Below are 21280 nucleotides of genomic sequence, written 5' to 3'. Positions count from 1 at the left end.
GATATGGGTTTTATGAATGATTATTCTTTAATTATCAGAGAGATTCTCTCCATTGTCTGTTGCATTAGTAGCTTCTTGCGAATCAGCATCTACAACGCTTGGTTGTTCATTGGTATCTTCTGACACCATGTCCATATCTTCGTTGAGCACTTGTTCGATTTCCTCGTCTTCCTCTTCGGTAGAGGTTGGAACTTGACAAACACTACTAATGATATCGTTACGCTTCTTGAGGTCAATGAGGCGAACGCCCTGAGTAGCACGGCCTGCTAGGCGAATATCTGCGACACGCAAACGAAGAGTGATACCGCTCTTATTGATGATCATCAAATCTTCTTCTTCAGTCACGCTCTTGATTGCAACAACATTGCCAGTCTTGTCGGTGATATTCAAGGTTCTAACGCCCTTACCGCCACGATTTGTAACGCGATAGTCATCGATTGCACTGCGCTTACCGTAGCCTTGTTCGCTTACAACGAGAATACTTTCGCGTTCTGAGTCATTCACGCAGACCATTCCAACTATTTCGTCAGCCTCATTATCGAGAACCATACCACGAACACCAGTTGCATTACGTCCCATGGTGCGTACTACGCTTTCGTTAAATCGAATGGCACGGCCGTTTTTGTTTGCCATAACAAGTTCGTCAGAACCATTGGTCAGAACTACACTAACCACACGGTCGTCTGAGTTGATGTTAATGGCGTTAACTCCATTTGTACGTGGACGAGAATACTCTGTCAATCTTGTTTTCTTTACGACACCTCTCTGAGTTGCGAACACGACATAGTGACTATCACAGAATGCTTCATCCTTAAGCTTGCGGATATGCAAGCATGCGTTGATGCGGTCATCTGGCTCAATGTTAAGCATGTTTTGAATCGCACGACCCTTAGATTGGCGTGTACCTTCTTCTATTTCATAAACTCGCAACCAATAGCAGCGTCCCTTAGCTGTAAAGAACAGCATGGTATTATGCATTGTTGCTTGATAAATGTATTCTATGAAGTCTTGATCGCGAGTGGATCCACCTTTAGCTCCTACACCTCCTCGGCCCTGAGCACGAAATTCAGCTAGCGGTGTACGCTTAATATAGCCCAAGTGACTAATAGTAATCACAACTTCATCATCAGCGTAGAAGTCTTCTGCATTGAAGTTGGATAGGTCGGGAAGAATCTCAGTCTTACGTTCGTCACCATAAGCTTCTTTCACTTCGATGAGTTCGTCTTTGATGACTTTCTTGCAAAGTTCTGGATCAGAAAGAATCTGATTGAAATAACCAATCTTCTTCTCCAACTCATCAAACTCCGCATGCAACTTCTCTTGTTGAAGTCCAGTGAGTTGAGCCAATCGCATTTCTACGATAGCTTTTGCTTGAATATCATCCAATTCAAATCGCGACATCAAGCGTTCTTGTGCTTCTTGGGTGTTTCTGCTAGAACGAATGATTGCAACTACTTCATCGATATTATCAGACGCTATGATGAGAGCACGAAGAATGTGTTGTCTTTCTTGAGCCTTTCTCAAATCAAAACGTGTGCGACGAATGACAACATCGTGACGATGATCTACAAATTGCTTGATACATTCTTTCAATGTAAGCAGTTTGGGGCGCATCTTAGCGGGAGAAGTACCAGGAATGGGTACAAGAGCAATACAATTGACAGCAAAGCTCGTTTGCAACCCAGTCATCTTATAGAGCTTATTGAGTACTACGTTGGCGTTTTGTCCACGCTTCACGTCAACAACAATACGCATACCCTCACGATCCGATTCGTCGTTCACGTTGGTAATACCTTCCACACGATTCTCTTTTGACAATTGTGCGATAGATTTCACCAAATCAGAAGTATTGGTACCATAAGGCACAGCACGAATCACAATCTTATCATGCTGCATACCTGTTTCAATCTCAGCCTTAGCACGGATAATCACACGACCACGACCTGTGTCATAAGCACTGCGGATACCTGCATTACCAAGAATGTATGCTCCTGTGGGGAAGTCTGGGCCCTTGATATGATCCATTAAGCCGTCAACATCAATTTCTGGGTTGTCAATATAGGCAACACAACCATCGATAACCTCACCTAAGTTGTGAGTAGGCACATTTGTGGCCATACCAACAGCGATACCTGTGGCGCCATTCACCAAGAATGAAGGAATGCGAGTGGGCAAAACAGACGGTTCATCACGTGAATTGTCGTAGTTGCGGTTCATATCCACCGTTTCCTTCTCGATGTCTTGCATCATAGCTTCACCGACAAGGCTCATCTTTGCCTCGGTGTAACGCATCGCTGCAGCACCATCACCATCCATTGAGCCAAAGTTACCTTGACCAATGACTAGCGGATAACGCATCGCCCAAGGCTGAGCCATACGCACCAAAGCACCATATACAGAACTATCTCCGTGAGGGTGGTATTTACCCAATACCTCACCAACAATAGCTGCAGATTTCTTGGTTGCTTTATCGTGTGTGATACCCATGTCCATCATACCATACAGGATACGGCGGTGCACAGGCTTGAAACCATCGCGAACATCAGGAAGCGCACGGCTTACAATTACCGACATGGAGTAGTCGATATAGGAGGACTTCATTTCCTCCTCAATATTCACTTCTTTAATTCTGTCTGTTTCTTGAATCATATCTATTGTATTTGTTGCAAATTTACGCATTTAAGGCGATATGACCCAAGAAATGATGAACTCTTTTGTGAGACAAAAACGCGATAAAGCCCTTTTTTAAGCGTTCTGAGCGCGTTTCTCCGTATTTTGCATAATTTCAGAAGAAAATAAGTTCCTTTTTTTTGACGTTGATAGCAAGACACACAAAGGCAAGACCGCGTGAGTCTTGCCTTTGTGTAAATTATTTGCGTTTACTTTTCGAGAGACCTCGAGAAGCTTTGCCAAATCGTCGAAAGAGCTTGTAGCCCATCATAGCACCGTCAAAGATACTCCACGCTCGAGAAGCAACACCAATCATTGCCTCGAGTTTGTTGTTGGAGGGTGGAGGGGGAGCAGTGAGTTCATGAAAGTCATCAGCGATGACCTGTTCCAAATGTTCGAGCTCCTTTTGCACGCGCTTCCGTTCCCATCGTATTCTTTCTAGAGTGTTGGTTGTTGTCATTTTAGTAGTATTCGGAAGTATGGGCACTTTGCTTAGCTTGAGGTACTTCGGTTAGATCACCGGTTTCAGTATCATCCCCTAAGAAGATAGATGACAAGAAACGAGCAATGGGGTTAATAAGTAATGTTCGACGAAACAATACAAGTAAAACACTCAATAGAACAAAACCTCCTGCCACGAGACAGCAAGACGTAACCAGGCTACCGACTATTGGTGCGAGTGCAAATACAAGTGCAAAGGAAAGTAAGAGCACAACAATGCTAACTACTCCTATCAACACCAATGCCACTACAAGCAAAGTTAAGACTAAAGTTAACTTACTCACGACATCAAGCTGCATCCCTTTGAGTCGCAACTCACCATATCGCTTTAGGTTGGATATTAACCTTGCAATGATTTCTACGTTGTGGTCGTTAGAAAACACGTGGTTCAAGCTTTATTCAGATGCTGCACTAAGTTCTTCTGCGATGTCGTCTACCAAACTTTCAAGTTCTTTGCCGTTAAGTTTGATACCACGCTTGCGAATTGCTTCAGCGATGCGTGAACGCATATCTTCACCCTTTTCAGGAGCAAAGAGAATACCACAGGCTGCGCCTACTGCTGCACCGCCCAAAAAAGCTGCGAGAATGCTTAATCCTTTCATGATAATATGAATTTTTGGAGTTTATAAATCTGTTAGTTGCTCCAAAAATACCGATTTTTCTTGAAAGTCCCATACAAATTTGCGATAAATTCTGCTGTTTAATGTTTTTTGTAGTGGATTCTGTAGCTTATTACCTATTTTACTTGTATATTTGCGCAAGAATGAACTATTATCATGGTAAGTCTGAAGATGGAGCTAGCAACAAACTGGGTTGGTCTGAGCTTTTATCTATTATGAGAAGTATTCTCGCTGTGACTACAAGTTCATGATTTTGCTAACAATCTACGTAAAAGATAAAAGGTATAAGACATGAAGAATCACGCAATTCTTGCATTAGGCTTGTGCACCGTGGCTATGTTCACGGCTTGCAAATCTCAAGAAAGTGCTTATCGCCAAGCATACGAAAAGGCTAGAGCACAAGAACAAAATAAATCTACCCAAACGGTGACCATTGCACCTCAGCCACAAGAACAAGTGACTCCCGTTGCAACTCAACCCGTGTCAAATGACGACGCTACACCTGTGCGCACTATCCAAGGTGGTGTCACTGTTGTTAATGGTGAACCCCTCAAGGCTTTCAGCGTAGTTGTAGGTAGCTTCGTGAATCAAACTAATGCCGAAGGTCAAATGAACTCACTTCGCAGTCGTGGTTTAGCAGCTCGCGTGGTGAAGACAAACGAAACCATTAGCGGTCACACTGGTTGGTATCGTGTTGTTGCCTCCTCTTTCGACACAAAGGGTGAAGCTGTTCAAAGCCGCAACACTTTGATTGGCATGTATCCTGGTGCTTGGATTCTTGGTCGCTAATCTTTCATTTTAGCTTAATACGAAAAAGCGCGTCTGTGTTCATTACACAGGCGCGCTTTTTGTTTGTAAGTATTGCTGGACAAAATAGCAAAGTATTTCTAGGTTTTCGAAGGGTAAAATGCTTTATTCTGTCTTTCGTGAATCAGCTCTCTGTATAGGCGCGATTGTGAGACGCTATTTTGGGATAGTCGTTATTAGAAAAACTGTCATTGTAGGCAGAAATATCAGTGAAAACAGCCATGTTGTTAGATAATCCATTACTCATTATCGATTTTACTCGCATCACATGAAAAAATGAAGGCTTGTTTGCAGTCAATATCTCCGTCGAAAATCAAATTATCTCGGATGTTTTCAAGAATATGTCCGAGATATTTTCAGAAACGTCGGACATTTCGTGAGGAATAGCGAGAAAAGCAATAAATATAGCTGTTCATTCTCCCTATTTATTCAGTTCTTCTTGCTAAATAAGCATATGAATTTGTCTTAGTCTTTCGCGGTAGATTTACAACTAAACAATAGATGCTTGAGCGGTTATTGTGGTTATATCGCATAGTAAGTATTATTCAACAAGACTCCTCTTACACAAAAGATGCCCCCTCCATGATGAACTAGGAGGGGGCTATAAAATATTTCGTAGCTATGCTGCAAAAGATTTACCGAAATTAGAATTCTTGCCAGCTCTTAATCTCAAGATCTTCCACGCGCGTTGTGGTGAAAGCGTAGATAAAGGCAGACGCCAAACGAGCATTTGTGAGAAGTGGAATATTATGGTCGATAGCTGCACGGCGAATCTTGTAGCCATTCGTCAATTCTCCAGTAGAGAAGTTCTTGTGAATGTTAACAACCATCTCAACTTTCTTGTCGCGAAGCAAGTCTAATGCACGAGGCAACTTGGCTTCTGCGCTATCAGGTGAGAGAGCTTCGACTTCGCTTGGCCAAAGTACGCGAACACTGGGGATGCCGTTCTCGGACAAATAGCGCGAAGTGCCTTCTGTCGCATATATACAGTAGCCATGGTTGGCCAATCTGTGTGCAGCCTCAAGCATATCTGCCTTGTTCTTACCACTACCAGTAGAAAGTAATACATTCTTCTTAGGAATGCGCAAGCCCACTGACAACAGACTCTTAAGCAATGCCGAGTTAGCGTTTTCGCCTAAGCAACCAACTTCACCCGTAGAAGCCATGTCAACGCCCAAAACCGGGTCAGCCTTTTGAAGACGGTTGAAGGAGAATTGAGAAGCTTTGACACCAACATAGTCAAGGTCGAAGAGAGATTTTGAGGGTTTCTCAACAGGAAGACCAAGCATCACACGAGTAGCAAGCTCGATAAGATTGATCTTGAGCACCTTACTAACGAAGGGGAAGGAGCGTGAAGCACGGAGGTTACATTCAATCACCTTAATGTCGTTTTCACGAGCAAGGAACTGAATGTTGAAAGGACCTGAGATATTGAGTTCACGCGCAATTTGTTTGGAAATCTTCTTGATGCGACGCGCTGTCTCCACATATAGTTTTTGAGGAGGGAACTGGATTGTTGCGTCTCCAGAGTGAACTCCAGCGAATTCTACGTGCTCAGAGATGGCATACGCGATGATTTCACCATTCTTTGCCACAGCATCCATTTCGACTTCTTTGGCATGTAGTAAGAATTGAGAAACCACCACAGGATGCTTCTTGCTGACATTTGCTGCCATTGTGAGGAAGCGTTCCAAGTCTTCTTGATTGTGGCACACATTCATTGCCGCACCAGAAAGCACGTAGCTAGGACGAACCAAAACTGGGAATCCTACTTCTTTGATGAAAGTATTGATATCCTCCATAGAAGTCAATGCACTCCATGCAGGTTGGTCGACGCCAATTCTATTGAGCATAGCAGAGAACTTTTCGCGGTCTTCTGCGTTGTCAATATCCTTCGCTTGGGTACCGAGGATGGGCACGCGTTGTTCATCGAGACGAAGTGCCAGGTTGTTTGGAATCTGTCCACCAGTGCTGACCACAACGCCATAGGGAGATTCCAAATCCAAGATATCCAAAACTCGCTCGAAGGTGAGTTCATCGAAATAAAGGCGATCGCACATATCATAGTCTGTAGACACAGTCTCTGGATTATAGTTGATCATCACAGAGCGATAGCCTTCTTTACGAATGGTATTTAGAGCTTGAACACCGCACCAGTCGAATTCTACTGACGAACCGATACGATAGGCACCCGAACCAAGCACAACCACTGAGCGCTTGTCGTTTTCAAAACGAATATCGTGCGCAACACCGCTATAGGTGAGGTAGAGGTAATTAGTCTGCGCTGGGTACTCTGCTGCGAGGGTGTCAATTTGTTTTACATATGGTACGATACCTGCGCGTTTGCGATGCTCACGAACGAGTAGGGTAGCACGCTCAGAATCCATATCATGCTCCATACCGAGGGCACGAGCTACTTGGAAGTCTGTGAAACCTTGGCGTTTTGCCTTTGCAAGAAGGGCTGAATCGAGAGTGTTGATATTGCCACATGCATGAAGAGCAAGACTTGTTTCGTAAATATTATAGAGCTTCTTGAGGAACCAAAGGTCAATCTTGGTGAGATTGTGGATTTGTTCGATGGTATAACCTTGTTGGAATGCCTTTTCGATAACAAAGATACGCTTATCTGTAGGAGCTTTCAAAGCAGCTTCTACGTCTTCGATATCAAGTTCTCTGTTCTCTACGAAACCGTGCATGCCTTGTCCAATCATGCGCAAGCCTTTTTGGATGACTTCCTCAAAGGTTCTGCCGATGGCCATCACCTCACCAACGGATTTCATTGAGCTACCCAGTTCACGATCAACACCACGGAACTTACCCAAGTCCCAACGAGGTATCTTACAAACTACATAGTCCAATGCTGGTTCGAAGAATGCTGCAGTGGTTTTTGTCACAGAGTTCTTCAAATCAAACAAGCCATATCCAAGACCTAACTTAGCAGCTACGAAAGCCAAGGGATAGCCAGTGGCTTTAGAAGCGAGTGCAGAGCTACGGCTAAGTCGGGCATTTACTTCAATTACGCGATAGTCTTCACTTTCAGGGTCAAAGGCGTATTGAACATTACACTCTCCGACAATACCAACATGGCGTACAATGCGGATAGAAAGCTCACGAAGTTTGTGATACTCACTGTTTGTCAAGGTCTGAGAAGGCGCAATGACAATAGATTCTCCGGTGTGAATGCCGAGGGGGTCGAAGTTTTCCATGTTGCAGACCGTGATACAGTTGTCAAAGCGGTCGCGGACAACTTCATACTCAACCTCTTTCCAGCCTTTTAGGCTCTTTTCTACCAATACTTGTGGTGAGAACGCGAAGGCCTTTTCTGCAAGCTTATTGAGTTCTTCTTCGTTGTCGCAGAAACCAGACCCCAAACCACCGAGTGCGTATGCGGCACGGATGATAACAGGATATCCGAGATTCTTAGCTGCTTTACGAGCATCTTCAATATTGCTTACAGCTTCACTCTTAATCGTCTTAACGTTGATTTCATCAAGTTTCTTGACAAAAAGTTCGCGGTCTTCCGTGTCCATGATTGATTGAACGGGAGTGCCGAGTACTTTCAGGTTGTATTTTTCCAAAACTCCGCTTTGGTACAGCTCTACACCACAGTTGAGTGCAGTCTGACCACCGAAGGCTAGCATGATACCTTGAGGACGTTCCTTCTCGATGACGCGCTCAATGAAATAGGGCGTCACTGGGAGGAAGTAGATTTGGTCGGCTACACCTTCAGAAGTTTGGACAGTAGCGATATTTGGGTTGATAAGTATGGTCTCGATACCTTCTTCTTTGAGTGCTTTCAAGGCTTGGCTACCTGAATAGTCAAACTCTCCGGCCTCACCAATCTTGAGTGCGCCAGAACCGAGGAGGAGAACTTTCTTAATGCTAGGATCAATCATGATGGTTTATTTGAGAAGGTTTACGAAATCATCGAAAAGGAATTCAGTATCTACAGGACCACTGCAAGCCTCTGGGTGAAATTGGGCAGAAAACCAAGGATTTGTCTTGTGACGTACGCCTTCGTTTGAACCGTCATTCATGTTTACGAAGTAGGGTTCCCATTCAGCAGACAAAGTATCAGACTTTACTGCATAACCATGGTTTTGTGAAGTGATGAAACAACGATTTGTTCCAACCATTCGTACGGGTTGATTGTGCGAACGATGGCCATATTTCAGTTTGTAGATGGTAGCACCTGCAGCTTTAGACAAGAGTTGGTTGCCCATACAAATACCCATGCAAGGGCGCACTTGAGCATTTTGCAAGAAAGTGCGAATGTGATTTACGGTTATTGCGCAGGTGTCGGGGTCACCAGGACCATTTGCCAAGAATAGTCCATCAAACTCCAGTCGATTAAAGTCATAATCCCAAGGCACACGCACAACTTCTACACCACGGTTAATAAGATTGCGGATGATATTGTGCTTAACCCCACAGTCGACAAGGACTACTTTGGGAGCATCCTCATCTCCATTAGTGGGTGCATAGCGAATAACTTCTTTGCAACTTACTTTCTCTACGAAGTTCACTCCTTCGTATTGTGCTTCGGGTACTTCATTGGGCATGTCATCGAAGAGGATTTTGCCCATCATCACCCCATGCTCACGGAGCACCTTGGTGAGTTCGCGCGTGTCGATGCCTGTGATGCCAGGCACTTTTTCACGTTTCAACCATTCAGCAAGGCTTTCTTTAGCATTCCAGTGAGAGTAATTCTCACTATAATCGCTCACAATGATGGCACTTGCATGGATTTTGTCGCTTTCCATGAAAGTCGCAAGTCCATTCTCCTCAATGGTAAAGGGAGGAACGCCATAGTTGCCGACCAAAGGATAGGTGAGCACCATGAGTTGTCCTGCATAAGAGGGGTCTGTAAGGCTTTCTGGATAGCCCATCATGGCTGTGTTGAACACAACTTCGCCAGCTACGGGAGCTTCGTAGCCGAAACTTTCTCCATGGAATTGGGAACCATCGCTGAGCAAAAGGGTTACTTTTCGCATTTTTATGAAGGTAAATAGGGTGAATCTTGGATTGTATAGGCTGTTGGATAAGGTAGATGTTCTAGAAATATCGACTTCTAAACCCTAAGTTAGTGGTGGCTCTAGGTGACTACTGCGAGAGTAGTGCAGCCTGATGGCCTTCCATATAGCGGATGAAAGCAGCGTTTACGCACTTATTACCACCAGGAGTGGGGAAATGTCCACTGAAATACCAGTCACCTGGGCTATTGGGGCATGCTTTATGCAAATCCTCGATGCTAAGATACACCATGTGGATTTCTGTATCTACGCCAGCTGGACGAAGAAGTTCTACCATCTTCGCATTTATCTCTAGTTCCGTGAAGGGTTCATAGAGCTCGCGGATGTAGTTCTGCACCTGTTCTTTGGGTAAATCTTCCTGTGCTTTACAGCGTCGATAGATATCTGTGAGCAAATTCATTGTTCCGCGCTCTTCATGCAAGGCTATTGCAGCACGGAATGCAATAAACTCGTTCATGTTCGCCATGTCAATACCATAATAGTCTGGGTAGCGCACCTGAGGTGAACTGCTGACAATTACGATGCGTTTGGGATGTAGACGATCGAGGATGCGGAGAATACTTTCACGCAAGGTCGTTCCTCGGACAATACTATCGTCAATTACGACAAGATTGTCGACATTCGGCACAACACTACCATAAGTAATGTCGTAAACGTGGGCAGCAAGATCATTGCGCGAATTACCTTCTGCAATAAAGGTACGCATTTTTATGTCTTTCCATGCCACTTTTTCAGCACGAATGTGGCGAGCGAGAACTTCGGCAATACGTTTCTCTAGCGCAACCTTGCTTGCTTCGGAGCTGTATGCTGGATTTTTGAGCAGCTCAGTAATCTCGTGCGTCTTTTGTTGATTGAGATATTCTTCAAAACCTTGGTAAAGACCATAATAAGCTGCTTCTGCTGTATTGGGAATGTAGGAAAAAACTGTATTATCTACTTCATTGTTGATTGCTTTCAAAATGGAAGGCACAAGTCGACGTCCCATTTCTTTGCGTTCTTTGTAAATATCTATATCAGAACCACGGCTGAAATACACACGTTCAAAAGAGCATGCAGCTAGTTTCTGGGCAGGAAGAATTTGTTCAATGCGCATTTCTCCCTTACGATTGGTCATTATCGCTTGACCAGGCTGTAGTTCCACGATGTCTTCTGCTTCAAGTCCAAAAGAAGTTTGAAGAACTGGGCGTTCACTAGCAAGTGCAAACACATCATCGCTTTTATAATAGAACGCAGGTCGAATGCCCCAGGGATCTCTTAAAACAAAAGTCTCGCCACTTCCCGTGATGCCGCAAACCACATAGCCGCCATCCCACACAGGAGCGGATTCTTTGAGAATATTCGCCACGTTAATGTTACTCTCGATGTACTCCGTGATATGGCGATCGGTAAGTCCCTGAGATTCTGCCGCAACAAAGCAACGTTCTGCCTCACGATCTAATCTGTGACCTAGTTGTTCGAGCAGGAGATACGTATCACTCAGCATACGAGGATGTTGACCTTTCACCGCAATGTGGTCAAAAATTTCCTGTACGTTCGTCATATTGAAGTTTGCGCACAAGCAGAGGTTTTTTGCTCTCCAGTTATTTCTGCGCAAAAAAGGATGGACATACGAAAGGCCACGCTTGCCAGTAGTAGAATACCGGAGGTGGCCCATATAAATCTCCCCTGCAAAGGGAATGTTCTTGCCAGCGAAATCAGCATCGGCAAGCTCTTCAGAAGAAAAGTTAGAGAATTTGGAGTGAACAGACGCGAAAATCTCTTGAATCGCAGTGTTGCCTTGAGCACGTTCACGGAACATGTACTCATCTCCAGGCTCAGCCTGAAGTTTCAACGCAGCAAGTCCCGCAGCTTCTTGACCGCGGTTGTGTTGTTTCTCCATCATAAGATAGAGTTTATTGAGACCGTACATCCAAGTTCCGTACTTCTCTTTATAATAGCTGAGAGGCTTGAGCAATCTAACCATTGCTACACCACATTCATGCTTGATTTGTTCCATCAGATACGCTTTGTTCAGTTTCTTTGTTGGCAAAGTTACTACTTTATTTTGAGTTTCCAGGTCAATACACCATTCTATTCTCTGAAAAGTTGAAAGTTTTTAACAGATACATCTACAAGTTGCAACTTAATTATGCCAGAATTGAGGGGGTCTACCCCAAAAAGGTACCTCCTATCGTAGATTTCAATCACACAATAGAAGGCACCAAACATAAACAAGGGAAGTTCAATTTAGGAAATTTGAGAACATCTCTGCCCCTAACCTCAGAAGAAGGACAAACCTACTGTCAGAGTTTGAACATTTGGTCCGAGTCCTTTCTCAAACATGGATTGTGGAGTGTAACGAGCAAAGATTCCTATCCATTTAATCTTTAATTCTCCATAGAAAGATAGAGTGGCAGGAGTAAAATGTATGCCACTTTTGTAGGCATCTTGCTGTTCCTTTCCTTCAGCATTCAGATAGGTATTATAAATACGCGGACGAACATTCAGATTCAACACTGGACCCACGCTTAAACCCATTCCATTTTCTTGATAGGTATAGAGCAGTGGGAATGAATGTCTGTTAAGGCGAAAGACCGAACGAATAGGTGTTTGGTTCTCTGCGAAAGTTCCAATTGTGGTAACCCCATTATTAAGCTGAAAAGCTAGACCGCCATCAAGTGCAATCTTACTCCATCCATAGCTCCATCCCAGAGAAAAACAATGATGTCTGTTACGAGTAACAGAAAATCTCATCAGATTAAGCTCAATATCAATGTTGCGCCCCCAAACATCTGAGCTAATTCCTTTAGGGCCATTTTGGGCAAGGTTGAAACCTAGGAGAAGCTGGCCAGCTGTTAGCTCCATAGAATGTTTTTTGTCACTACTTTCCTTATGGAGTGTAAGAGGCGATTCAGGGAACTTCCATCGACTAGCTGCAGCATCAACCAGCGATGTACCTTGTGTTGGAATCGTATAGACAAATTTTGCCGATTTATCGTTGCTCGAGCCATCAACACGGAGGATAATAGTCGAGTCATTGCGTGTGAGCAACACAGAGTCAGGATTATTCACTTTGACAATCGTGTCATTAAGTTCTGCAGCTGCTGCAGATAGTCCCAAGCCTACAAATAAAAGAAGAATATAACGTTTCATTGTGCAATAGTATGTAATGAGATTAGGGAGCGAACTTTCTTTTTAATTCCTGGAGAGTTGTTTGCCCCTCCATATAGATAAGTGTGTAGGTCGGATTTCCTCGAGGTTGAAGCCCATTGTTTCGGTAAAACAAGAAACTATTGACCTTCGTCTTATCACCGTTGGGCAACTGATAAAAGCCATAATATAACTTACCATGTTTGGAAGCAGCCTCTTGTTCCGTCACATTGTGCGTATCTTTCGAGATGGCTCTTTCTAGCTCTATGACTTCTTGGTTAGAAAGACTCATTGTCACGCTATAAAATTTGAGCAGAGAATAGTCTTTTAAAGCCTTTCCAGAGAGTTTCACCATAGTAGCCTTGTGTGATTTCACAAAGTTAGTCTCAAAGAAAGGAGCTACATTTAATTTTTCTTGGGCTATAGCTGACAACATAGCCATAAGCCCAATAAAGAGTAGGCATAACCGTTTCATATTATGGAGGAGTTGTTATTGTTGTGGAGTAGAAAATAGGTCGCGTAACTGTTTCGCGGGTTCATTTTGCAAATCCCCTTGTAAGGTCTGCGACATTGTTGTGTGCATTTGTTGGAGCACCACGGCTTGATCTGTTATCTTTTTGCCATCAATATAGGCCTCACATTCATCACTATCTGACAAACCCCACATCATAGCTGCAGGGGCGAGCACAGAAAGACCTAAAACAATCACTGCTGCCCAGCGCATGAGCTGGCGTTTAGGGAGAAATAGATGCGAAGTTGCTGGAATCGAGGTTGTGAGTACTCTATTTGATGCTTCTTTTGTACACTGATTGTTCTGGCTTTTACGTTTTAACATCGTAGTTAAGCCCATAACAGCCTTAATTTCATCAAAAGAAGGATCTTGAGCTTGTGGAGTTATTAAAAACAACTTCAGCTTTTCCTCCTCTTCTTCAGTTGTAGTAGCCTCAAAATAGGCATCTACAAGTGTTTTATATTGATCTATACTCATCATTGTTGCAAGGCTTTGAAGATTTAGTCTGAATACTGCCGACGATAAAGTTCGCGAAGTAATTTTCGTGCTCGAGAGAGTTGCATTCTAACTGCGGTCTCTTGCATATCTAATTGCTCGGAAATCACAGAAAAAGCAAGTCCATCGACGTCTCTCATACGAAGAATGCGCTGTTGCTGAGGAGAAAGATGACAAGAAATCAACTTTTCTATCCTGCGTAATTGCACTTCTACATCTAATTCTGTTGTATCATCGTCCATTACGCCTTCACCTTCGGGAAGAGCATCTAAAGTATCAACCGGATGAGAGCGTCGTTTACGTACTTCATCTATACTTATATTTCTTACAGTTGTGGTAAGTATCGCCTCAACTTGGAAAGCGTTCTCTAAGGGCCGAGGACTTTTCCATAATCGTAAGAAAGCTTCTGACAACGCATCCTCTGCTTCTGTGCTATTTCCTAAGATACTGGTAGAAATCACCTGCAACCTTCGCCGAATTTGTAGGAAGGTTGCAGTCAGAATATTCCCTCTGTTTGCAGAAGAATCTGACGCTGATTCTATTACTTTTTTCTTAGATATAGGCATGTTATAATGCGATGTAACCACCATTTTAAGTGGCTTTCTATTACTAATACGCGAAGGTAATGTTTTTGTAACATATTTCAAACGCTTTTTTTCGCACTTTCTTACAATGACCTCCTACTTTTCTTCCCGCAGCACTATATTTCAATTGCTTTTCAGCTACATACAACAATCTATCATTATTATACGACTCAAATTGCCGCCTGTTCGTTCATTAAACTCCTTTGCTTGTTGCTCTCTTCTCCATAAAGTCGTAACTTTGCACGCGTATAATACTTCACATTTCCCATACTCATTTCTTATGCTTCCTTATAAAGATCTTTTCATCGACTTTGATGATACCCTATACGACACACATGGTAATGCGACATTAGCTTTAGAAGAACTATATGACGCCTTTAATCTTGGTCATATATTTGAGAATAAAGCGTTTTTCACGGAGAATTATTGGGAAATCAATGAGCATCTGTGGTCCCAATATGCTCATGGGGAGATTACCCGCGATTTTCTCATTGTCGAACGCTTTCGCCGCCCTCTAGCCTTAGGCAAAGGGGCTGAATTGTCCGACGAGTTCTGCCTGAAACTAGGAGATGCTTTCTTAGAGTTCAATTGTACAAAGACGGGTATTGTAGACGGAGCAAAAGATTTGCTTAAACATCTCAAGTCTAGAGGCTATCGACTTCACATTTGTAGTAATGGATTTACTGAAGTGCAACACAGAAAGTTAGAGATGGTGGGGATGACAAAGTATTTTGACACGATCGTACTTAGCGAACAAGCAGGAGCAAATAAGCCTTCTCAAAAGTTCTTTGATTATGCTTTTGAGCAAACAAAAGCAACACCAGAGAGTACGCTTATGATTGCGATAATTTTTCTACAGACATCCTAGGGGCTATGGGGGCAGGACTAGATACCATCTATTTCAATCGCAATAAGTTGCCGCAAAATTCTGGTAACACAGACGAATTGCTCAAATATACACCGACTTATATGGTGCACAACCTTTCAGAAATCCATAATATTCTTTGAATCAAACGTAAATAAGGGAGAAGAGCTTTCATTCTTCTCCCTTATTTTGTGTTATCATCTGAATCATCTCTTGATTATAGACGAATCTGTTCTTATCTCTTGGGGTCTTTCATAGCTTCCAATTGCAACAACTCATCTCGAAGTTGAGCCGCTGTCACGAAATCAAGTTCTGCAGCTGCCTTCTTCATTGCCGACCGTAGTTGCTCTATACGAGTATTGCGGTCTTCTGGTGTTTGAGTTTGCGGAGCCTCAAAGCTGATCTCTGAAGCAATGCCATAAGTTACAGTGGATTCTGCCACTTTTCGTGGAGTTTGCCCTTTCTCTACGGCAGAATAGTACTGCGGACCACGCAATGCAACACCAGCCGCCTGAGCAGCTTCAGAACGTTCCAGCCCCATTTTCCCTAACTGACTTACATTGTTGCTTTTCTTCACTTGGGTTGGTATGATGCCATGCTCTTCGTTATATGCCATTTGTTTCAGACGACGGCGATTTGTCTCATCAATGGTTTGCTGCATGCTCTCCGTGATTTTCTTGGCATACATAATAACACGCCCATTGACATTACGAGCCGCACGACCTGCTGTCTGAGTCATGCTTCGACGATCACGGAGGAATCCTTCTTTGTCTGCGTCTAGAATGGCAACAAGTGCGACTTCTGGCAAATCCAATCCCTCACGTAGCAAGTTCACCCCGACTAAAACATCATAAATACCAGCACGGAGTTCCTCCATAATCTTGACACGCTCTAAGGTATCTACGTCAGAATGGATGTAAGCCGTTGAGATTCCCAAACCAAGCAAATACTCCGTGAGTTCTTCTGCCATACGTTTTGAAAGGGTAGTGACGAGAGTTCTTTCGTTATCCTTGATAGCAATGCGAATTTCTTCCAATAAGTCATCGACCGGGAAGTCTGTGTCGCGCACTTCTATGGGAGGATCGAGCAAACCAGTGGGACGAATCACCTGATCCACGTATGTTCCACCAGCTTGTTCCATCTCATAATCAGCAGGAGTTGCACTCACATAGATAACTTGGCGTGCCATCTCTTGAAACTCTTCAAATTTCAATGGACGGTTGTCCATGGCAGCGGGCAAACGAAAACCGTAGTTCACCAAACTTTCTTTGCGCGATCGATCTCCACCATACATGGCTCTGATTTGCGGAACGCTCACATGACTCTCGTCAATGACGATAAGATAATCTTCTGGGAAGAAGTCTAACAGACAATATGGGCGAGTCCCTGGCTGTCTGCCATCAAAGTAACGAGAATAGTTCTCGATGCCAGAGCAGTGACCTAGTTCGCGAATCATTTCAATGTCATAACTCACACGTTCTTCTAGTCGTTGCGCCTCCAAGCCTTTGCCTTGTTCTTTGAACAAAGCTACCTGTTCCGCCAAATCATCTTGGATTTGGCGGATTGCCATTTCTTGGGTTTCCTTACTGGTCAAGAAAAGATTTGCTGGGTATATCTTATATTCATCAAAGTTCGCTTGACGAGCACCAGTAATTCCATCCACTTCCTCAATAGAGTCTATCTCATCTCCCCAAAAGTTGATGCGGAGCACATCGTCCGAATAAGCCAGAAAAACATCTATAGTGTCGCCTTTAACCCTAAAATCACCACGGGTGGGAGCCACGTCATTACGAGTGTAGAGAGAATCGACCAAGCGTTTAAGCAGGGTATTCATAGCTATGCGCTGTCCCATCTTCAGTAGAATAACATTCTCGTAAAAGGCTGATGGGTTGCCCATACCGTAAATACAGCTGACTGATGACACCACGATGACATCTTTTCGTCCTGAGAGCAAAGCTGAAGTGGCCGCAAGACGCATCTTGTCTAAATCGTCATTGATGGCCAAATCCTTTTCGATGTATGTATCAGTGGAAGCGATGTAAGCCTCAGGTTGGTAATAGTCGTAATAAGACACATAATACTCAACAGCATTGTTGGGAAAGAAGCCTTTCATTTCTGTGAAAAGTTGTGCTGCAAGTGTTTTATTGTGTGACAAAACCAAGGTAGGTTTCCCTATATTTGCAATGACATTAGCAATGGTGAAAGTTTTTCCAGAACCTGTCACCCCAAGGAGCACCTGGGCAGGCTCACCATTTCTCACTCCTTCAGTGAGTAATCGTATAGCTTCGGGCTGATCGCCCATCGGATTGTATGGAGAAACAAGCTGAAAATTTGCCATTGTGGAATGAATTCTAGGAAAGATTGTGACGTCTTTGTTTAATTATAAAAAGCAATCCATAGAATGGACCGCCTTATCAGGACAAAGTTACAAAAAAACACAGATATTCTTGCAAGAACAGACCTTAATCTGCTACAAAGGATAGGCATAATCGACCTTTAGGTTGATTAATCCCCTATTCTTATTGGGATTCGTGTCCCTAAACACGAAGACTCTTCTGTGATATTTAAGATTATGACTTCTAGATTCTGTTAAAACCAAACTCAACTTTTTCCACGGGTTTTCTACGAACTACAACAAAAAGAAGAGATTCTAGCAGGGTTTGAACAGCTCGACTGACTACTTTCGGAACATTTCTTCGTTTTCTACGAGCAAAAGACGGCTTTATTTCGTTTTCCGCTGGTAGAAATCACAATAAAACATCAGAGGTAATTTAGATTTTCTCCGACGTTTTCTGATTTTGATAGGAGATTTCTGCTAAAACGTCGGAGATACTTTCCTAAAAACCCGAAAGACAAAAATCAACGCTCCGACAATGCCTGGTAAATAGTTCAATAAGATTTGAAGAGAAGAGGAAGGCGTTAAATTAGCCCCATTATTATGTAAAGTTTTCTTAGTGGTATCCGGGTGTGCTCCACCATATTCTACCAAGCCCATCAGTAGCACACGACGGAAGCTCAAGCAGTCTTTTGTTTCTTCCTATAGACTTGCTATAGTTTAAATACTGCAAAATAAAAAGTGAGCCCTTCTAATCAGATGGACTCACTTTTCACTGTTGCTATTTCCCTATTATGGACTTATTCCTCCAACAAGTCAGGACGTAAACGCTGTGTGCGCTCTATTGCTTGAGACATTTCCCACTCTCGGATGCGTGCATCGTGACCAGACAACAAAATTTCGGGCACTTTCCAATCTTTATAATCAGCAGGGCGCGTGTAGAGTGGTGGGGCTAAGAGATTGTCTTGAAATGAATCACTGAGTGCGCTTTGTACATCGCCAATCACACCCGGAATAAGACGAACGATTGCATCTGCCATTGCTGCAGCAGCAAGCTCACCTCCCGTTAATACAAAATCACCGAGAGAGATCTCACGAGTGATTAAGTGTTCGCGCACACGGAAATCTATACCTTTGTAGTGACCGCAAAGGATAATGATATTCCCTTTGAGAGAGAGTTCGTTCGCCATAGGCTGGTCGAACTGCTCACCATCGGGAGTGGTGAAGATGATTTCGTCATAATCTCTCTCAGCTTTGAGCGCAGCTATACAGTCGTCGATAGGTTGGCATTGCATCACCATACCAGCAGAACCACCATAAGGATAATCATCCACACGTTTGTGTTTATCGGTGCTATAGTCACGAAGGTTGTGCACGTGGATTTCGGCCAAACCTTTCTTCTGAGCTCTTGCCAATATGGAATGATTGAAGAACCCCTCCAACATTTCGGGAATCACGGAGATAATGTCAATGCGCATAAAAAAGAATTACGAGAGTTGAGGCTATAGAAGTGAGGATAAACTGGGGGTATTTACCTATCTACTGAAAAATCAACTGCAAAGTTAGTGATTATTCTGCGAAAAGCCGTATTTTTGCTATTCCAATTCATTAGTTTTTTCGCAGATGAACGCCCGAATCACCGAACTCAGAGCGATGCTCCATCGCTACAATCATCAGTATTACGCCGAGAACGCTCCATCTATCTCCGACAAAGAGTTTGATGATCTCATGGCTGAACTTATTGAACTCGAACAAAATAATCCAGAGGAATACGATCCTAATAGTCCTTCTCAACGTGTGGGAAGTGATTTGTCAAATGAATTTGTTCAAGTCGCCCATGAGCATCCTATGCTTTCTCTCAGTAATACGTATAACAGAGAGGAAGTTGGCGATTTCTATGACAGAGTGTCGCAGGGGCTTCAAGGGGAACCCTTTGAAATCTGCGCAGAATTGAAATTTGATGGACTGAGCATATCTTTAATCTATGAAGAAGGACGACTCGTTCGAGCTTTGACACGTGGAGATGGTGTGCAAGGTGACGACGTCACCGCCAATGTGCGCACCATTCGCTCTATACCGCTCGTTCTGGAAGCGCGAGCGGGCTGGCCCTCTCGCTTTGAAATTCGTGGAGAAATCCTTATGCCATGGGAAAGTTTTGATCGCCTCAATGCAGAACGAGCAGCACGCGAAGAGAATCTCTTTGCTAATCCTCGTAATGCAGCGAGTGGAACACTCAAAAGTAAAGATAGTCGTGTCGTAGCACAGCGACAATTGGATGCCTATTTCTACTATCTTATAGTAGATGAGGCTGAATCAAGTGCTGGATTGTCGCATTACGATAACCTCCAAAAGGCCAAGTCCTGGGGCTTCAAAGTGAGCGATGCTATGCAATTGTGTAGTACTCTGCAGGAAGTAGCAGATTATTTGGAGTATTGGGATGAGGCGCGAAAGACACTCCCCGTAGCCACAGACGGAGTTGTGTTAAAAGTGAACAGTCTGTCGCAACAAGCACGGCTTGGGTATACTGCGAAGTCCCCACGCTGGGCGATTGCCTACAAATTTCAAGCTGAAAGAGCATGCACCCGCTTGAATGAAGTGACATTCCAAGTGGGACGTACTGGAGCCATCACTCCAGTGGCTAACATGACCCCCGTACTTTTGGCGGGAACCATGGTAAAACGTGCCTCACTTCACAATGAAGATATTATCCGACAACTAGATTTGCACATCGGCGACCAAGTCTATGTGGAGAAAGCTGGAGAAATTATTCCTCAAATTGTAGGTGTTGCTACAGAACTACGCAGTAATGATTTAGGTGAGAAGGTGAATTTTATCACGCAATGCCCAGAGTGTGGAACGCCGCTCGTTAGATATGATGGAGAAGCCGCACATTACTGTCCCAATGATAGTTGTCCACCTCAACTTAAAGGAAGAATTGAACATTTCATCAGTAGAGATGCCATGAATATCATGAGTCTCGGACCAGAAGTCGTAGACAAGTATTTTGAAAATGGGTTGATTCGAACACCGGCAGACTTATTCCGACTAACGCTCCACGAGTGGGACAAGCAATGGTATCTCACGATTGGGGAGTTTCAAGCACCAACACTCTTTGCTCCTTTAGAAGAGAAGCGAGCCATGATGCCTGTTTCACTAAAAGCCACTCAAAAGATTCTTGATGGTATAGCCAAAGCTAAGACAGTTAGCTTTGATCGTTTACTGTTTGCTTTGGGCATCCGTTTCGTGGGTAAGGTAGTAGCAAAAACATTGGCACGACATTTTAAGAACATGGACGCGCTGCGTGCTGCTTCTTTCGAAGACATAGTCCAAGTTGAAGGAGTGGGGACTGTCATAGCTCAGAGTGTTATTAGTTACTTTCAGCATTCAGACAATTTGTCACTAATAGAAGATTTGACGCAACTAGGCTTACAAATGTCAATGCCCGAACAAGAACAAGTGGGAAATGCGCTGGTAGACAAATCGATTGTGATTAGTGGGACATTTAGTCGCCATTCTAGAGAAGAATACAAGAGCATTATTGAAGCGCACGGTGGAAAGAATGTATCGAGTATATCAAAAAAGACTAGTTTCATCCTGGCTGGAGACAGCATTGGCCCATCTAAGCGCGAGAAAGCCGAAAAGCTGGGAGTACCGCTGGTAGATGAAATAACATTCCTCAAAATGATTGGAGAGGAAAACTAAGGCTGCAAATTGCACAAATCGAAATAAA

The 21280-nt window shown here is 43.6% G+C and carries 15 protein-coding genes; 3 read left to right on the top strand and 12 right to left on the bottom strand.

Features of this window, described 5'->3' with window-relative positions:
- Positions 1–27 precede the first annotated feature (27 nt).
- The 3 genes from gyrA to BQ2633_RS01450 all read right to left on the bottom strand — a co-directional run bounded on the left by gyrA (position 28) and on the right by BQ2633_RS01450 (position 3773).
- Positions 28–2646, bottom strand: a complete 2619-nt coding sequence (gyrA, locus tag BQ2633_RS01465) for a DNA gyrase subunit A (protein WP_075567122.1) — start codon at positions 2644–2646, stop codon at positions 28–30.
- A 223-nt stretch (positions 2647–2869) separates the two neighbouring features.
- On the bottom strand, positions 2870–3130 hold the full coding sequence (locus BQ2633_RS01460) for a hypothetical protein (protein ID WP_075564695.1): 261 nt from the start codon (positions 3128–3130) through the stop codon (positions 2870–2872).
- 436 nt (positions 3131–3566) lie between these two features.
- Entirely contained in the window at positions 3567–3773 is a 207-nt protein-coding gene (locus BQ2633_RS01450) for a YtxH domain-containing protein (RefSeq protein WP_075564693.1), read from the bottom strand.
- Positions 3774–4082: 309 nt separating this feature from the next.
- Between BQ2633_RS01450 and BQ2633_RS01445 the strand changes: the two genes are divergently transcribed.
- On the top strand, positions 4083–4580 hold the full coding sequence (locus BQ2633_RS01445) for an SPOR domain-containing protein (RefSeq protein WP_075564692.1): 498 nt from the start codon (positions 4083–4085) through the stop codon (positions 4578–4580).
- A 662-nt stretch (positions 4581–5242) separates the two neighbouring features.
- Here the strand turns inward: BQ2633_RS01445 and carB are convergent.
- The 7 genes from carB to BQ2633_RS01410 all read right to left on the bottom strand — a co-directional run bounded on the left by carB (position 5243) and on the right by BQ2633_RS01410 (position 14332).
- A complete protein-coding gene (carB, locus tag BQ2633_RS01440) occupies positions 5243–8494 on the bottom strand; it encodes a carbamoyl-phosphate synthase (glutamine-hydrolyzing) large subunit (protein WP_075564691.1) in 3252 nt (1083 codons plus the stop codon).
- A 6-nt stretch (positions 8495–8500) separates the two neighbouring features.
- Positions 8501–9592, bottom strand: coding sequence for a glutamine-hydrolyzing carbamoyl-phosphate synthase small subunit (carA, locus tag BQ2633_RS01435; protein WP_075564690.1), 1092 nt, complete (start codon positions 9590–9592; stop codon positions 8501–8503).
- 109 nt (positions 9593–9701) lie between these two features.
- Entirely contained in the window at positions 9702–11627 is a 1926-nt protein-coding gene (locus tag BQ2633_RS01430; protein WP_075564689.1) for an amidophosphoribosyltransferase, read from the bottom strand.
- Between the two features lie 263 nt (positions 11628–11890).
- On the bottom strand, positions 11891–12763 hold the full coding sequence (locus BQ2633_RS01425; protein WP_075564688.1) for a hypothetical protein: 873 nt from the start codon (positions 12761–12763) through the stop codon (positions 11891–11893).
- A gap of 22 nt (positions 12764–12785) precedes the next feature.
- Entirely contained in the window at positions 12786–13235 is a 450-nt protein-coding gene (locus BQ2633_RS01420; RefSeq protein ID WP_075564687.1) for a DUF6108 family protein, read from the bottom strand.
- A 15-nt stretch (positions 13236–13250) separates the two neighbouring features.
- A complete protein-coding gene (locus BQ2633_RS01415; RefSeq protein WP_075564686.1) occupies positions 13251–13751 on the bottom strand; it encodes a hypothetical protein in 501 nt (166 codons plus the stop codon).
- 20 nt (positions 13752–13771) lie between these two features.
- The gene (locus BQ2633_RS01410; protein ID WP_075564685.1) at positions 13772–14332 is read right to left on the bottom strand and encodes a sigma-70 family RNA polymerase sigma factor; all 561 of its coding nucleotides are present in this window, start codon (positions 14330–14332) and stop codon (positions 13772–13774) included.
- A gap of 298 nt (positions 14333–14630) precedes the next feature.
- On the opposite strand from BQ2633_RS01410, the gene BQ2633_RS01405 reads away from it, so the two are divergent.
- Entirely contained in the window at positions 14631–15218 is a 588-nt protein-coding gene (locus BQ2633_RS01405) for a YjjG family noncanonical pyrimidine nucleotidase (RefSeq protein ID WP_176720075.1), read from the top strand.
- Between the two features lie 232 nt (positions 15219–15450).
- Here BQ2633_RS01405 and uvrB read toward each other — a convergent pair whose 3' ends face one another.
- Positions 15451–17553 carry an excinuclease ABC subunit UvrB gene (gene uvrB, locus BQ2633_RS01400; protein ID WP_075564684.1) on the bottom strand — a complete coding sequence of 701 codons (2103 nt, stop codon included), beginning with the start codon at positions 17551–17553 and terminating at the stop codon, positions 15451–15453.
- A 797-nt stretch (positions 17554–18350) separates the two neighbouring features.
- Positions 18351–19028 (bottom strand): tRNA (guanosine(37)-N1)-methyltransferase TrmD, encoded by a 678-nt coding sequence (gene trmD, locus BQ2633_RS01395; RefSeq protein ID WP_075564683.1) that lies wholly within the window; start codon positions 19026–19028, stop codon positions 18351–18353.
- Positions 19029–19173: 145 nt separating this feature from the next.
- Between trmD and ligA the strand changes: the two genes are divergently transcribed.
- Positions 19174–21252: an NAD-dependent DNA ligase LigA gene (gene ligA, locus BQ2633_RS01390; RefSeq protein WP_075564682.1), complete on the top strand. Its 2079-nt coding sequence runs from the start codon at positions 19174–19176 to the stop codon at positions 21250–21252.
- Positions 21253–21280 lie beyond the last annotated feature (28 nt).

The sequence above is a fragment of the Ihuprevotella massiliensis genome (assembly GCA_900095835.1).
Taxonomy (GTDB): domain Bacteria; phylum Bacteroidota; class Bacteroidia; order Bacteroidales; family Bacteroidaceae; genus Alloprevotella; species Alloprevotella massiliensis.
Note: the sequence above shows the minus strand (reverse complement) of the source record. Positions and strands in the feature narration are given on the sequence as shown.